Source organism: Variovorax sp. GW821-FHT09B01, from assembly GCF_059418345.1.
On the sequence record NZ_JBWKPQ010000034.1, the window covers coordinates 1 to 13,287 of the forward strand.

The following is a 13,287-nucleotide window of genomic DNA, read 5'->3' on the forward strand; positions in this document are numbered from 1 at the left end:
TCGCCTTTTCTTTGGTTACTTTCTTTTGGCGAAGCAAAAGAAAGTGACTCGCCCGCCGGGGCGAGACCCGGCCAACGATCTCAACAAGAAGAGCACCTTAAGAAAACCCAAACCCCTGTCTCACCAGCGACCAATTCCCCCTCCACATTCCCTAGACTCCCCCGCGCGCCTCAAACAACGCCGAACAAAGAGAAGAGAGAAGGAGACCCCGTGCCCACCTGCCCCCTGTTCCGTCGCTTCGCGATCGCCACCACGGCCGTCTGGCTCGCCGCCTGCAGCACGACAACAACGACAACAAGCCAACCGTCAACGCCCCCAGCAGTCGCACAGACACCAGAGCCGGCACCCGTACCGTCCCCACCCCTCGTCACCACAAGACCCACAGCCTGGCACCCCCCAGAGCCCCTGGTCCCCCCCTCCTCCTTCTCCGGCGTCCACGGCCTCGCCATCGACCAGAAGGGCCGCCTGCTAGCAGGCTCGGTCCTCGGCAACACCCTCTGGGAAGTCGACCGAAAAACAGGTGCAGCCAAGATCCTGATCGACGCCCCCGAAGGCCAGTCCGACGACATCGCCATCGGCCCCCAAGGCGAGATGGCATGGACCAACTACCTCATGGGCATGCTGCGCTACCGCGAGCACGACACCGCCCCCCTGCGCGTCCTCGCGAAGGACCTGCCCGGCCTCAACTCCCTGGCCTTCGACCCGCGCAACGGCAAGCTCTACGCCTCGCAGGTGTTCCTCGGCGACGCGCTGTGGGAGATCGACCGCGCGGGCCAGAAGCCGCCGCGGCTGATCCGCAAGGACATGGGCGGCTTCAACGGCTTCGAGGTCGGGCCCGACGGCATGCTCTACGGACCGCTGTGGTTCAAGAACCAGGTGGTGAAGATCGATCCGGCCGACGGGCGCATCACGCCGATCGCCGACGGCTTCCAGATCCCGGCCGCGGCCAACCTCGACGGCAAGGGCAATCTCTGGGTGGTCGACGCGCGCAGCGGCGAGCTCGTGAAGGTCGAGCTCGCCACCGGCCGCAAGACGGTCGCGAAGCAGCTCAAGCCTTCGCTCGACAACCTCGCGATCGCGCCCGAAGGCACGATCTACATCTCGAACATGGCCGACAACGAGGTCATGGCCTTCGAGCCCGCGACCGGCGAGCTGCGCACGCTCACCGGCGGCAAGCTCGCGGTGCCGGCCGGCATGAAGCTCGACGGCAACGACCTCTGGGTCGCCGACGTGTTCGGCTTCCGGCGGGTGGACGTGCGCAACGGCGAGGTGCGCGACGTGTTCCGCATGCAGCGCGAGCCCGAGCTCGAGTACCCGTTCGCGGTCGGGCTCTCGGCGCGGCTGTTCGCGCTGAGCTCGTGGTTCACGGGCACGGTGCAGCTGGTCGACCGGCAGACGCTGAAGACGGTGGAGACGATCCACGGCCTGAAGGCGCCGTTCGATGCGATCCCGATGCCCGATGGCAGCGTGATCTACGCCGAGATCGCCACCGGCAGCATCACGCGCGCGAGCGGCGCGAAGTTCGCCGAGCGGCAGGTGATCGCGAGCGGGCTCAACGGGCCGGTGCAGATGGTGATCGGCCGCGACGGCGCGCTCTACGTGACCGAGGCGGCCGGCAAGCTGCTGCGCATTCCGCTCGATGCCAGCGCGCCGCTGCGCACCATCGCCGACAAGCTCGCGCTGCCCGAGGGCCTGGCCCAGACGCCCTGGGGCAGCTTCGTGGTGGCCGAGAGCGCGGCGCGGCGGCTGGTGGAGATCGACCCGGCCGATGGCTCGCGCCGCACCATCGCCGAGAACCTGCCGATCGGGCTGGCGCCCGGGCCCGGACTGCCGCCGCCCTACGTGGTGACCGGCGTGGCGGTCGGGCCCGACGGCACGGTCTACATGGCGGCGGACCGGAACAACGCGATATACCGGATCCGGCCTCAGCGCTAAAAAATTAAGAGAAAAGTAATCTAAACAGAATTGCAAAAAACCAGTTTACTTTTAAAAACAAACATTACAAACTCGCCCGGAACGGTCCGGTACCACCGATTTCCGGGGGCGAGCGGTGCCGTCTTCCTGTCGAAAGGACAACCATGACACCGCTCGTCGCAGGCCAGCTGCTGTCGCCCGAATACTCGTTGGGGCTGGTGGCACTGTCGTACTTCATTTCCTTCGCCGGCTCGCTGACCGCGCTGATCTGCGCCGGGCGCATGGTCGGCGCCGACGGCCGCCCGAACCTCGCGGCCGTGGCCTGCGCGGCGGTGGCGCTCGGCGGCATCGGCATCTGGTCGATGCACTTCATCGGCATGCTGGCGTACCGGCTGCCGGTCTCGATCGCCTACAACATGCCGCTGACCGTGGTCTCGCTGGTGGCCGCGATCCTGATCTCGGGCATCGCGCTCTACCTCGCGGGCGGGCGCCGCAAGTTCAGCCGCGCGGGCTGGCTCGCGGGCAGCCTGCTGGCGGGCCTGGGCGTGTGCGTGATGCACTACATGGGCATGTTCGCGATGAACATGCGCGCGTCGATGCAGTTCGATCCGATGGCGGTCGGGCTGTCGGTGCTGATCGCCATCAGCGCCGCCGCCGCCGCGCTGTGGCTGGCCTTCAACGTGCGCAAGCTGAGCCTGCAGATCGGCGCCGCAGCCGTGATGGGCCTGGCGGTCTGCACCATGCACTACGTGGGCATGAGCGCGGCCACCATGGTCTGCACCGCCGCCGCCCCGGTCGATGCGCTCGCCATCGGCGGCAGCTACATGGGCCTCACGGTGTTCGGCACGGCCGGCGCGGTGCTGATCTTCATCTACTGGGTGCTCACCGGCAACAGCATCGAGTCGCCGATCTCGGCCGCCTCGAACGCGCGGCCGGCACCGGCCACCGCGCGCCGCGCGCGCACCAGCTAGTTGGCGCAAGCCCCACGGCCGGGGCGCGCCTAGAGTTCCTGCGATCGGGGCCGGGAGCGCCCCGCCCGTACGGACACCATGCACTACACGCACGAACACCTCGAGATCCAGAAGACCCTGCGCCGCTTCATCGACGAGGAGATCAATCCGCACGTCGACGAGTGGGAGGCGGCCGAGACCTTCCCCGCGCACGAGGTCTTCAAGAAGCTCGGCAACCTGGGCCTGCTGGGCCTCAACAAGCCCGAGGCCTACGGCGGCGCCGGCCTCGACTACTCGTACGCGATGGCGCTGGCCGAGGCGCTGGGCCACGTGAGCTGCGGCGGCGTGCCGATGGCGATCGGCGTGCAGACCGACATGTGCACCCCCGCGCTCGCGCGCTTCGGCAGCGACGAACTGCGCCGCGAGTTCCTCGCGCCGGCGATCGCGGGCGACACCGTGGGCTGCATCGGCGTGTCCGAGCCGGGCGCGGGCAGCGACGTGGCGGGGCTCAAGAGCCATGCGCGCAAGGATGGGGACGACTACCTCATCAGCGGCCAGAAGATGTGGATCACCAACAGCCTGCAGGCCGACTGGATGTGCATGCTGGTCAACACCGGCGACGGCCCGGTGCACCGCAACAAGTCGCTGGTGATCGTGCCGATGGACAGCCCCGGCATCGAGAAGGCGAAGAAGATCCGCAAGATCGGCATGCACTCGAGCGACACCGGCCTGATCTATTTCGACAACGTGCGCGTGCCGCAGCGCTACCGCATCGGCGAGGAAGGCCAGGGCTTCGTCTACCAGATGCAGCAGTTCCAGGAAGAGCGGCTGTGGTGCGCGGCCAGCTCGCTCGAGCCGATGGACGACTGCATCGCGCAGACCATCGAATGGGCCCAGCAGCGCAAGCTGTTCGGCGGCACGCTGGCCGACCAGCAGTGGGTGCAGTTCAAGCTGGCCGAGCTCAAGACCGAGGTCGAGGCGCTGCGCGCGCTGACCTACCGCGCCTGCGACCTGCACGTGCAGGGCCAGGACGTGACCGAGCTGGCCTCGATGGCCAAGCTCAAGACCGGCCGGCTCACGCGCGAGGTGGCCGACACCTGCCTGCAGTTCTGGGGCGGCATGGGGTTCACGCTCGAGAACCGCGTCTCGCGGCTGTACCGCGACGGCCGGCTGGCCTCGATCGGCGGCGGCGCCGACGAGGTGATGCTCGGCATCCTCGCGAAGACCATGGGCATCGCGAAGCGGCCGCCGCGCGACTGAGCCCGGAGCGCCACCAGCGGAAAACAGTTCTCCAGCGGCGACGCGGTCTTTCGCGCCGCGCCTGCATACCATCGTCCGCACGCCGCGGGCTCCTTCCCTGCCCCGCGAGCAGCTGGAGCCCTCGCGTGATCTTCGTCTTTCATTCCCTCTGGCCGCAGCAGGCCAGCATCCCCGCGCCATGTTCAAGCACATCGTGATGTGGGACCTGCGCGCCGACACGGCCGAGGACAAGGCGCGCGCCACGCAGTTCGTGAAGCAGCAGTTCGAGTCGCTGCGCGGCCAGGTCCCGGGCCTGCTGCGCATCGAGGTCGGCGTCGACTCGAGCCGCGTCGCGTATGCCTGCGACGTGGTGCTGTATTCGGAGTTCGACAGCCAGGCCTCGCTCGACGGCTATGCCACGCATCCGGCGCACCTGCGCGTGCGCGAGGCGCTGGGCGATCTGCGGATCGCGCGGCACCAGGTGGATTTCGCGGCCGACCCCGGCTGACGGCTACCCCTGCTCGGCCGCCGACTCCCTGCGCGCCAGCGCCATGCAGAAGCCGCGCACGATCTGCAGCGCGGGCGCCTCGGTGCGGCCCTCGAGCGTGACGAAGGCGAACTGCGCATCGAGCCCGGCCTGCGGCGCCACGGCCAGCTCGACCAGTTCGCCGCCGTCGCGCAGCGCGCGCGTGACGGCGAGCACGCCGAGGAAGATCGCGTCGGTGTTGCGCACGGCTTCCACCAGCACGCCGATCTCTTCCGAGGACACCTGCAGCCAGCGCTGCGGACTGGCCTCGCTGCCGTAGCGCTCGACCAGGCGGCGCGCGACGTCGTCGCTCACGCGCGTGGAGATCAGCGGAAAGCGCGCGAGCTCGGCGAAGGCCAGCGCGCCCGCCTCGCGCAGGCGCCTTGCCAGCGGATGGCCGCGCCGGCAGACGAAGCCCGAGCGCAGGGTGGGCAGCACCTCGATGCGCAGGTCCTCGCTCGGCGAGAGCGCGCGGTAGGTGATCAGCAGCGCATCGATGGCACGCGCGCGCAGCGCCGCGAGCTGCTGCTCGGGCCCGCCGCCATGCAGCTCGAGGCCGACGCGCGGGTAGTCGCGCAGCATGTGGATCAGGAGCGGCGCCGAGAACAGCGCGCCCGGCGCCGCGCCCAGGCCCAGCCGCAGCTGGCCCGCCTGCCCGTCGCTCAACAGCGCCGCGGCCCGGCGCAGCTCCTGCGCCTCGCTCGAGATGCGCCGCGCGCGTGCCAGCACCATCGCGCCGAAGGGCGTGAGCTCGTTGCGCTTGCCGATGCGGTCGACGAGCGGCATGCCGAGCTCCTGCTCGAGCATCTGGATACTGCGGCTGAGCGCGGGCTGCGTGAGGTGCACCTTCTCGGAGGCGCGGCTGAAGGAGCCGGTTTCGGCGAGCGCGAGCAGGTGCTCGAGTTGCTGCAAATTCATGGCGTGCCGATCATGAGTCCAGATCATGATAAGCAGAAAAACAATGCATTGGACAGATAGAGGGGCGATTTCTAGCATCCGTCGCGTACTGCTTTCGACCCAAGGAATCGCCCCATGCACGGCTTCTCGCAACGCTTCTCCCGGCTGTCGCCCGGGCTGTCCCGCCGCCGCGGCGCCCTGGCGCTCGCCGTGGCCCTCGCCGGTCTTGCGGCCGTGGGCTCCGGCGCCTGGGCGCAGCCCGCGACCTTTCCCTCGAAGCTGGTCACCTTGATGGTGCCGTACCCGGCCGGCGCGGCCAGCGACTTCACGGCGCGCGCGCTCGCCGAGCCGGTGGCCAAGGCGCTGGGTGGGCAGGTGATCGTCGAGAACCTCGGCGGCGCGGCCGGCGCCATCGCCGCCAACAAGGTGCTCGCGGCACCGGCCGACGGCCACTCCCTGTTCCAGGGCTCGCCCAGCGAGCTGATCCTCTCGGGCATGGTCAACCGAAGCGTGCGCTACCGCCCCGAGGACTTCCAGCTGGTGGCGCCGGTCGCGATCTCGCCGCTGGTGGTGGTGGTCAACGACAAGCTGCCCGCGCGCACGCTCGACGAGCTGGTGGCGCTGGCGCGCACCCGCGCCAAGGACGCGCCGCTGAGCTACGGCTCGACCGGCCCGGGCACGCTCTACCACCTGCTGGGCGAGCTGTTCGCCAAGCGCGCCGGCGCGAACGCCACGCACGTGCCCTACAAGGGCGGCGCGCCGCTGCTGCAGGACCTGCTCGGCGGCCAGATCGACTTCGCCTTCATGCCCTACCAGGCCTTCTATGCCGACTACGCGCGCCAGGGCAAGCTGCGCGTGATCGGCGCGCTCTCGGGCGGCCGCCTGCCGGCGCCGTTCGAGGACGTGCCCTCGAGCGCGGACTCGGTGTCGATGAAGGGCTTCGACTTCAGCATCTGGACCGCCTACGCGGTGAAGAAGGGCACGCCGCAGCCGGTGGCCGAGCGGCTCAACGCCGCGATCGAGAGCGGGCTCGCCAATGCCCATGCGCGCGCCCAGCTCGAGGCGCAGGCCAAGACGATCTTCCAGCCGATGAGCCTGGAGGCGGCCGAGAAGTTCTACCGCGCGGAGATCGCGCGCTACCGCGAGCTGGTGCGCACCGTGGGCTACGAGTCGCCCTGAGCGCGCCGCTTTTTCTTTCCCCCCATCGACTGAAGAGAGGCCGCTCGCCGGCCCGAAGGAGACTTATGACGACCCTCGATCGAAGGGCGCCTCGTCGCGCCCTGCCGCTGGCCCTGGCCGCGATCCTGTGCACCGCGCTCGCGGCCTGCGGCGGTGGAGGCGGCGGTGCCGCGAACTTCGCGCTGCCACCGGTCGCCACGCCCGCGCCGCCACCGCCGGCCGCGCCCGACCTCGCGCTCGCCAGCACCGCCGAAGGCCCGGTCGCGGGCCAGCGCCAGGACGGGCTGGTCGCCTTCCTCGGCATTCCCTATGCACGCCCGCCGGTCGGCGACCTGCGCTGGGCGCCGCCGCGGCCGCCCGCCGCGCACGACGCGACGCTGCAGGCCCAGGCCTTCGGCACCGCCTGCCTGCAGGCGCCCGAGACCAATGTCGACGGCCGCTCGGCCGAGGACTGCCTCTATCTCAATGTCTGGAAGCCCGCGGACGCGAAACCCGGCGACCGGCTGCCGGTGCTGGTCTACATCCACGGCGGCGCCTTCGTGCTCGGCTCGGGCTCGCAGGCCTCGGGCACGCTCGCGGCGCGCGGCGGCGTCGTGGTGGTGAGCTTCAACTACCGGCTCGGCGCGCTCGGCTACCTCGCCAACCGCTCGCTGCGCGCGCTCAACCGCGACGGCAGCCTCGGCAACTTCGCGCTGATGGACCAGATCGCCGCGCTCGAATGGGTGCAGCGCAACATCGCTTCGTTCGGCGGCGACGCGGGCAAGGTCACGATCTGGGGCACCTCGGCCGGCGCCACGCAGAGCTTCTCGCTGCTGCAGTCGCCGAAGGCCCGGGGCCTGTTCCACCGCGCCGTGATGCAGAGCGGCGGTGGCGGCGAGTACTCGAACCAGGGCATGGACACGGCGCTGGGCATCGGCGATGCCGCGGTCGCCAGGCTGGGCTGCGCCGGCAAGGCCGACGACGCCGCCACCGTCGCCTGCCTGCGCGGCCTGCCGGCCTCGGCGCTGCTGGCCGTGGGCGGCAGCAAGTGGCGGCCCACGGTCGACGCGCAGGTGCTCACGCAGGTGCCGGCGCGCGCCTTCGAGAGCGGCAACTTCAACCAGGTGCCGGTGATGATCGGCGGCGTGTACGACGAGGGCACCCTGTTCGTCGACACCAGGCTCGGCGCCGACGTCTACCCGTTCTACCTGCGCGGCCTCGCGCCCGCGGGCTTCGACACCACGGCCATCGAGGCGGCCTACCCGCTCTCTCGCTTCGCGGTGCCGGCGCAGGGCGTCGCGCGCGCCATCGGCGACGGCATGTACGCCTGCGGCAACAGCGCGCGGCGCGGCGCGCTCTCGGCCTGGGTGCCGGTCTACGGCTGGGAGTTCACCGACCCGGTGCTGTCCTTCCCCGCCAAGCCCTCGGCCTTCTACTACGGCAGCGCGCACGGCATGGACAGCTTCTATTTCGGCGACATGGCCGACCAGCTCGCGGGCTATCCGTACCTCGATGCCGCCGACACCACGGCCGCGGGCGGCGACGCCGCCGTGGCCACGCAGCGCCGGGCGCTCGCCGCGCAGATGAGCAGCTACCTGCTCAACTTCGTGCGCAGCGGCGATCCGAACCAGGGCACGCCGGTCGCCACGCCCTGGCCGCGCTTCGCCTCCCCGGCCGACCCCGCGCTGATCGCCTTCGGCTATCCCGCGATCGGCGTCACGCGCGGCGACTTCGAGCGCACGCACCGCTGCGACACGCTGTGGGGGCCGGGCGCGTTCCCGCCGATCTACTGATGAACACCACCATGCATTCCACAGACTCCCCTTCCGCGGACGCCGGCACGCAGGCCGTCATCGACCACCTCGCGGCGCGCCAGCAGCCCATCGTGGCCTGGCTCGAAGACTTCCTGCGCATTCCGAGCGTGAGCGCCGACCCGGCCTTCGCGCCCGGCATGGACACGGCGCGCCGCTTCCTGCTCGAGCGGCTGCGCGCCATCGGCCTGCACGAGGTGCAGCTGCTCGACGGCGGCGGCGAGCCCGCGGTGTACGGCGAATGGAACGGCGCGCCCGGCAAGCCGACCCTGATGGTCTACGGCCACTACGACGTGCAGCCCGCCGACCCGCTCGCGCTGTGGCGCACGCCGCCATTCGAGCCGGCCACGGTCGACGGCCGGCTCTATGCGCGCGGCAGTTCCGACGTGAAGGGCTCGACCACCATCGCGCTCGAGACCATCGCCGCCTTCCTCGCGGTGCGCGGCGGCTGCCCGGTCAACATCAAGGTCTTCCTCGAGGGCGAGGAGGAGACCGGCAGCCCCTCGCTGCGCCGCCTGGTCGAGCGCCACCGCGCGCTGCTGCGGGCCGACGCGGTGCTGTCGGCCGACGGCGGCCGCGCGAGCGCCGAGGTGCCGACGATCAACACCGGCGCGCGCGGCAATGCGCAGCTCGAGGTGCGCCTGCGCAGCGCGCACAAGGACCTGCACTCGGGCCGCTACGGCGGCGGCGTGCGCAACGCGCTGCACGAGATGGCGCGGCTCATCGCCTCGCTGCACCATGCCGACGGCGGCGTGGCGGTCGAGGGTTTCCATGCCGGCGCGCAGCCGCCGACGCCGCGGCAGCGCGCCGACACCGCGGCCTTTCCCTACGACGAGGCGGCCTTCTTCGCGGACGTGGGCGGCAGCGACCACGGCGAGCCCGGCTACAGCGCGCGCGAGCGCATCACGCTGCGCCCCGCGCTCGACGTCAACGGCCTGTGGGGCGGCTACACCGGCGAGGGCGGCAAGACCATCGTGCCCTGCGAGGCCGGCGCCAAGCTGACCGCGCGCGTGGTCGCGGGCCAGGATCCGGGCGCCGTCATCCGCGCCGTGCTGCGCCACCTGCAGGCGCACTGCCCGCCGGGCTGCACGCTCGAGACCGTCGCGCTGCACGAGGGCTCGCCGGCCTCCACCCTCGCGCCCGCGCATCCGCTGGTGCGCGCAGCCGAGGCCGTGCTCGAGCGCGAGAGCGGCCGGCGGCCGATCCATGTGCGCCTGGGCGCGAGCGTGCCGGTCACCGCGCTGTTCAAGGAGACGCTGGGCATCGACACGCTGATGTTCGGCTTCAACCTGCCCGACGAGGACGTGCACGCGCCGAACGAGTTCTTCCGGCTGGCGTCGATCCAGCAGGGCGCGCGCGCGTGGACGCTGCTGCTGGCGGAACTGGCGTCGTACCCGCCGGCACGGTTCCACGGGCACTGAGCGCGCGGGCTCAACTCCCTGCCGGCGGCTTGCCGGCCTTCGCCGCTTCCGCGGCCTGCGCCGCGCGCAGCTTGTCCTTCTTGCTCGGCCGCGTGCCCTTGATCCCGCCCGTGCCGCTCGCGTCGACCAAGGGCGGCGCGACCTCGGTGGGCTCGAAGCCCTCGATGCGCTCGCGCGGCACGCGCCGGTTTTGGCGCTTCTCGATCAGGCGGAAATGCGCCTCGGAGGCCGGCGTCACGAAGCTGATCGCCAGGCCGCTCTCGCCCGCGCGGCCGGTGCGGCCGATGCGGTGCACGTAGTCGGTGGGCGAACGCGGCAGGTCGTAGTTGACGACCACCGGCAGCCGCGCGATGTCGAGGCCGCGCGCGGCCAGGTCGGTGGCCACCACCACGTCCCAACGGCTCTGCTTGAACTGGTCGAGGATGTCGGTGCGCGCGCCCTGCGAGATGTCGCCGTGGAAGGGCACGGCATAGATGCCGTGGCGGTAGAGCTTCTCGGCCACGGTCTGCGCGGCATGCTGGGTCGCGACGAAGACCAGCACGCGGCCCCAGGCCTCGCCGTGCTGCTCGAGCAGGTGGCGCAAAAGCTGGGTGCGGCGGGTGCTGTCGACCTCGATCGCGCGCTGCACGATGTCGGGCGCGGTGCCGGGCTCGCCCTGCACGTCGATCGTTTCGGGGTCGCGCAGCATGCGGTCGGCCAGCGCCTGGATCGCCTGCGGGAAGGTGGCCGAGAACAGCAGGTTCTGCCGCTTCGCCGGCAGCTGCGCGAGGATGCGGCCCAGCTCCTCGGCGAAGCCCAGGTCGAACAGGCGGTCGGCCTCGTCGAGCACCAGGGTGGCGATCGCGTCCAGCCGCAGCGCGTTGTGCTCGACCAGGTCGAGCAGCCGGCCCGGGGTGGCGACGATCAGGTCGGCGCCGCCGCGCAGGCCCATGAGCTGCGGATTGATCGACACGCCGCCGAACACCACGGCGATGCGCAACCGGTCGGGCAGTGCGCGCGCCAGGTCGCGCAAAGTCTCGCCGACCTGGGCCGCGAGCTCGCGCGTGGGCACCAGCACCAGCGCGCGAAGCCGGCGCTCACCCCCGGCCGAGTCGGCGGCCAGCCGGTGCAGCAGCGGCAGCGAGAATGCCGCGGTCTTGCCCGAGCCGGTCTGGGCCGAGCCGCGCAGGTCGCGCCCCTGCAGAATCGCGGGAATGGCCGCGGCCTGGATCGCGGTCGGCTCGGCGTAGCCGCGTTCGGCGGCGGCGCGCACGAGCGCCGGGGCCAGCCCCAGCGATGCGAAGGACGGGGTGGGCGCAGCGGTCAAGCGGCGGTCTCCCCACGGAAGAAGGCGGGCGGCAGGTGCATCGGAAAGGCTCGTCTGGGCTGGTAGAAAAGAGATCGGGAACGAAGAGAACGCAAGAACATGGCAACCCACAAGGACAACCCGGCGGCCACCCGGCTGGTGTATTCGACCGAGGCCGGCGGCCGCATGTGCCCCGATTGCGGCGAACCGCTGGCGCAATGCCGCTGCAAGGACCTCGCCGAGCAGGCGCGGCTGCGCGCCGCCGATGGCATTGTGCGTGTGTCGCACGAGACCGCGGGCAGAAAAGGCAAGGGCGTGACCGTGGTGAAGGGCGTGGCGCTCGACGCGGCGGCCCTGCTTTCGCTCGGCAAGCAGCTCAAGGCGGCCTGCGGCACCGGCGGCACGGTGAAGGACGGCACGATCGAGATCCAGGGCGACCACCGCGAACAGGTGATCGCCACGCTCACCAAGCTGGGCCACACGGTCAAGCGCGCGGGAGGCCGCTGATGAAACCCGAGGACCTCGAGCGCCTGGTCACGCTGGCGATGCCCTTCGGCAAATACAAGGGAACGCTGATCGCCGACCTGCCGGGCAACTACCTGACCTGGTTCGCGCGCGAGGGTTTTCCCCCGGGAGAGATCGGCCGGCTGCTCGCCTTGATGCATGAAATAGACCACAACGGGCTCTCCGGCCTGCTCAAACCGTTGCGAAACCGCCCGTCGGGATCAGAGGTTTCCCGATGAATGTGCAATTAAAAGCTTGATTTCCCGGCCAAACCGGGATAATCGCCGCTACGTGTCAGTGAGCCATCGGCTCCCGTGCACGTTATCCGGTGATCGGTCAGTTTCGCGCACAGCGCCTTTGTTTGTTGTGATTCTGGGACTCCATCGCTTTTTCTGTTATTTGGTTTTTTTGAGTTGAGGAGTCCCTTTCATGGGCAAGAAACTTTACGTGGGCAATCTCGCCTACTCGATCCGTGACAACGACCTGGAGCAAGCTTTCGGCGCCTACGGTGCCATCGTCAGCGCCAAGGTCATGATGGAACGTGACACCGGCCGCTCCAAGGGCTTCGGCTTCGTGGAAATGGGTACCGACGCCGAGGCGCAAGCCGCGATCGCCGGCCTGAACGGCCAGCCGGTCCAGGGCCGTGCCCTGACCGTGAACGAAGCCCGTCCGATGGAAGCCCGCCCGCCCCGTAGCGGTGGCGGCGGCTACGGTGGTGGTGGCGGCGGTTACGGCGGTGGTGGCGGCGGCGGCGGTTACGGCGGCGGCGGCGGTGGTCGCAGCGGCGGTGGCGGCGGCTACGGCGGCGGCGGTGGTGGCCGCAGCGGTGGCGGCTACGGCGGCGGCGGTGGCAGCGACGACGGCTACGGCCGCGGCGGCTACTAAGCCCTCGCACCCCATCGAATGGCGGCCCTGCCGCCTTTCACTGAAAAAGCTCCTTCGGGAGCTTTTTTCGTTTCTGCGCCACCCCCGTCTCGGGGCCGCGCGGGCTTACCCGTAGTAAGCGCTACGCATTAGTCCCTACCGGTCAGGTCAGCCAGCGGTCAGCCGCCGGAAACGACCCTCATCCCTCCAAAACAGAGGGTCGAGAGACATGAAAATCAAGAGCCAGGCCGACTTCTTTTCAGGAGTCATGTTCACGGCCGTGGGCGGCGCCTTCGCCATCGGCGCCACCGCATACAACATCGGCGACGGGGCCCGCATGGGTCCCGGTTACTTCCCGCTCATGCTGGGCATCCTGCTCGCGCTGCTCGGGCTGGGGATCATGTTCCAGGCCATGGTGGTCGAGACCACCGACGGCGACCCGATCGGCAAATGGGCCTGGAAGCCGCTGGCCTACGTGCTGGGCGCCAACCTGGCCTTCGGCGTGCTGCTGGGCGGCCTGCCGAGCATCGGCCTGCCGGCCATGGGAATGATCATCGCGATCTACGCGCTCACCATCATCTCGAGCATGGCGGGCGAACACTTCAACCTGCGCGACGTGCTGGTGCTCGCCACCATCCTCGCGGCGGGCAGCTACGTGGCCTTCATCTGGGCGCTCAAGCTCCAGATCCAGGTCTGGCCCACCTTCATCGCCGGTTGA

At 70.3% G+C, this 13,287-nt stretch carries 13 protein-coding genes; 11 read left to right on the forward strand and 2 right to left on the reverse strand.

The features are described 5' to 3' along the window. The first annotated feature begins 591 nt into the window (after positions 1-591). The 4 genes from AC07RV_RS42455 to AC07RV_RS42470 all read left to right on the forward strand — a co-directional run bounded on the left by AC07RV_RS42455 (position 592) and on the right by AC07RV_RS42470 (position 4,611). Positions 592-1,935 (forward strand): hypothetical protein, encoded by a 1,344-nt coding sequence (locus AC07RV_RS42455; RefSeq protein WP_296780488.1) that lies wholly within the window; start codon positions 592-594, stop codon positions 1,933-1,935. 143 nt (positions 1,936-2,078) lie between these two features. Further along, a complete protein-coding gene (locus tag AC07RV_RS42460) occupies positions 2,079-2,885 on the forward strand; it encodes an MHYT domain-containing protein (RefSeq protein ID WP_296780485.1) in 807 nt (268 codons plus the stop codon). A gap of 78 nt (positions 2,886-2,963) precedes the next feature. Then, entirely contained in the window at positions 2,964-4,124 is a 1,161-nt protein-coding gene (locus AC07RV_RS42465) for an acyl-CoA dehydrogenase family protein (RefSeq protein ID WP_093350984.1), read from the forward strand. Positions 4,125-4,302: 178 nt separating this feature from the next. After that, a complete protein-coding gene (locus AC07RV_RS42470; protein ID WP_296780481.1) occupies positions 4,303-4,611 on the forward strand; it encodes a Dabb family protein in 309 nt (102 codons plus the stop codon). Between the two features lie 3 nt (positions 4,612-4,614). On the opposite strand, the gene AC07RV_RS42475 is transcribed toward AC07RV_RS42470, so the two are convergent. Continuing rightward, positions 4,615-5,547, reverse strand: a complete 933-nt coding sequence (locus AC07RV_RS42475; RefSeq protein ID WP_296780479.1) for a LysR family transcriptional regulator — start codon at positions 5,545-5,547, stop codon at positions 4,615-4,617. A gap of 114 nt (positions 5,548-5,661) precedes the next feature. Here AC07RV_RS42475 and AC07RV_RS42480 point away from each other — a divergent pair, with 114 nt between their 5' ends. From AC07RV_RS42480 to AC07RV_RS42490, 3 genes are all read left to right on the forward strand, one after another. Further along, the gene (locus AC07RV_RS42480) at positions 5,662-6,705 is read left to right on the forward strand and encodes a tripartite tricarboxylate transporter substrate binding protein (RefSeq protein ID WP_296780477.1); all 1,044 of its coding nucleotides are present in this window, start codon (positions 5,662-5,664) and stop codon (positions 6,703-6,705) included. Positions 6,706-6,770: 65 nt separating this feature from the next. Further along, positions 6,771-8,477: a carboxylesterase/lipase family protein gene (locus AC07RV_RS42485; protein ID WP_296780475.1), complete on the forward strand. Its 1,707-nt coding sequence runs from the start codon at positions 6,771-6,773 to the stop codon at positions 8,475-8,477. Positions 8,478-8,488: 11 nt separating this feature from the next. Beyond that, entirely contained in the window at positions 8,489-9,916 is a 1,428-nt protein-coding gene (locus AC07RV_RS42490) for a dipeptidase (protein WP_296780473.1), read from the forward strand. Positions 9,917-9,926: 10 nt separating this feature from the next. On the opposite strand, the gene AC07RV_RS42495 is transcribed toward AC07RV_RS42490, so the two are convergent. Then, complete coding sequence (locus AC07RV_RS42495) at positions 9,927-11,222, reverse strand: DEAD/DEAH box helicase (RefSeq protein WP_296780472.1); 1,296 nt, start codon at positions 11,220-11,222, stop codon at positions 9,927-9,929. A gap of 99 nt (positions 11,223-11,321) precedes the next feature. On the opposite strand from AC07RV_RS42495, the gene AC07RV_RS42500 reads away from it, so the two are divergent. From AC07RV_RS42500 to AC07RV_RS42515, 4 genes are all read left to right on the forward strand, one after another. Continuing rightward, positions 11,322-11,708, forward strand: coding sequence for a translation initiation factor Sui1 (locus tag AC07RV_RS42500; RefSeq protein ID WP_057597644.1), 387 nt, complete (start codon positions 11,322-11,324; stop codon positions 11,706-11,708). After that, positions 11,708-11,944 (forward strand): DUF3820 family protein, encoded by a 237-nt coding sequence (locus tag AC07RV_RS42505; protein WP_057597643.1) that lies wholly within the window; start codon positions 11,708-11,710, stop codon positions 11,942-11,944. Before AC07RV_RS42500 ends, AC07RV_RS42505 begins: the two co-directional genes overlap by 1 nt. Positions 11,945-12,134: 190 nt before the next feature. After that, positions 12,135-12,590 carry an RNA-binding regulator gene (rbp, locus tag AC07RV_RS42510; protein ID WP_093351005.1) on the forward strand — a complete coding sequence of 152 codons (456 nt, stop codon included), beginning with the start codon at positions 12,135-12,137 and terminating at the stop codon, positions 12,588-12,590. A gap of 208 nt (positions 12,591-12,798) precedes the next feature. Beyond that, positions 12,799-13,287: a tripartite tricarboxylate transporter TctB family protein gene (locus tag AC07RV_RS42515; protein ID WP_093351008.1), complete on the forward strand. Its 489-nt coding sequence runs from the start codon at positions 12,799-12,801 to the stop codon at positions 13,285-13,287.

Coding starts and splice junctions, on each gene's coding strand:
- AC07RV_RS42485 (WP_296780475.1), top strand. CDS start 6,771: ATGACGACCCTCGATCGAAGGGCGCCTCGTCGCGCCCTGCCGCTGGCC.
- AC07RV_RS42490 (WP_296780473.1), top strand. CDS start 8,489: ATGCATTCCACAGACTCCCCTTCCGCGGACGCCGGCACGCAGGCCGTC.
- AC07RV_RS42475 (WP_296780479.1), bottom strand. CDS start 5,547: ATGAATTTGCAGCAACTCGAGCACCTGCTCGCGCTCGCCGAAACCGGC.
- AC07RV_RS42470 (WP_296780481.1), top strand. CDS start 4,303: ATGTTCAAGCACATCGTGATGTGGGACCTGCGCGCCGACACGGCCGAG.
- rbp (WP_093351005.1), top strand. CDS start 12,135: ATGGGCAAGAAACTTTACGTGGGCAATCTCGCCTACTCGATCCGTGAC.
- AC07RV_RS42480 (WP_296780477.1), top strand. CDS start 5,662: ATGCACGGCTTCTCGCAACGCTTCTCCCGGCTGTCGCCCGGGCTGTCC.
- AC07RV_RS42505 (WP_057597643.1), top strand. CDS start 11,708: ATGAAACCCGAGGACCTCGAGCGCCTGGTCACGCTGGCGATGCCCTTC.
- AC07RV_RS42455 (WP_296780488.1), top strand. CDS start 592: ATGGCATGGACCAACTACCTCATGGGCATGCTGCGCTACCGCGAGCAC.
- AC07RV_RS42500 (WP_057597644.1), top strand. CDS start 11,322: ATGGCAACCCACAAGGACAACCCGGCGGCCACCCGGCTGGTGTATTCG.
- AC07RV_RS42515 (WP_093351008.1), top strand. CDS start 12,799: ATGAAAATCAAGAGCCAGGCCGACTTCTTTTCAGGAGTCATGTTCACG.
- AC07RV_RS42460 (WP_296780485.1), top strand. CDS start 2,079: ATGACACCGCTCGTCGCAGGCCAGCTGCTGTCGCCCGAATACTCGTTG.
- AC07RV_RS42465 (WP_093350984.1), top strand. CDS start 2,964: ATGCACTACACGCACGAACACCTCGAGATCCAGAAGACCCTGCGCCGC.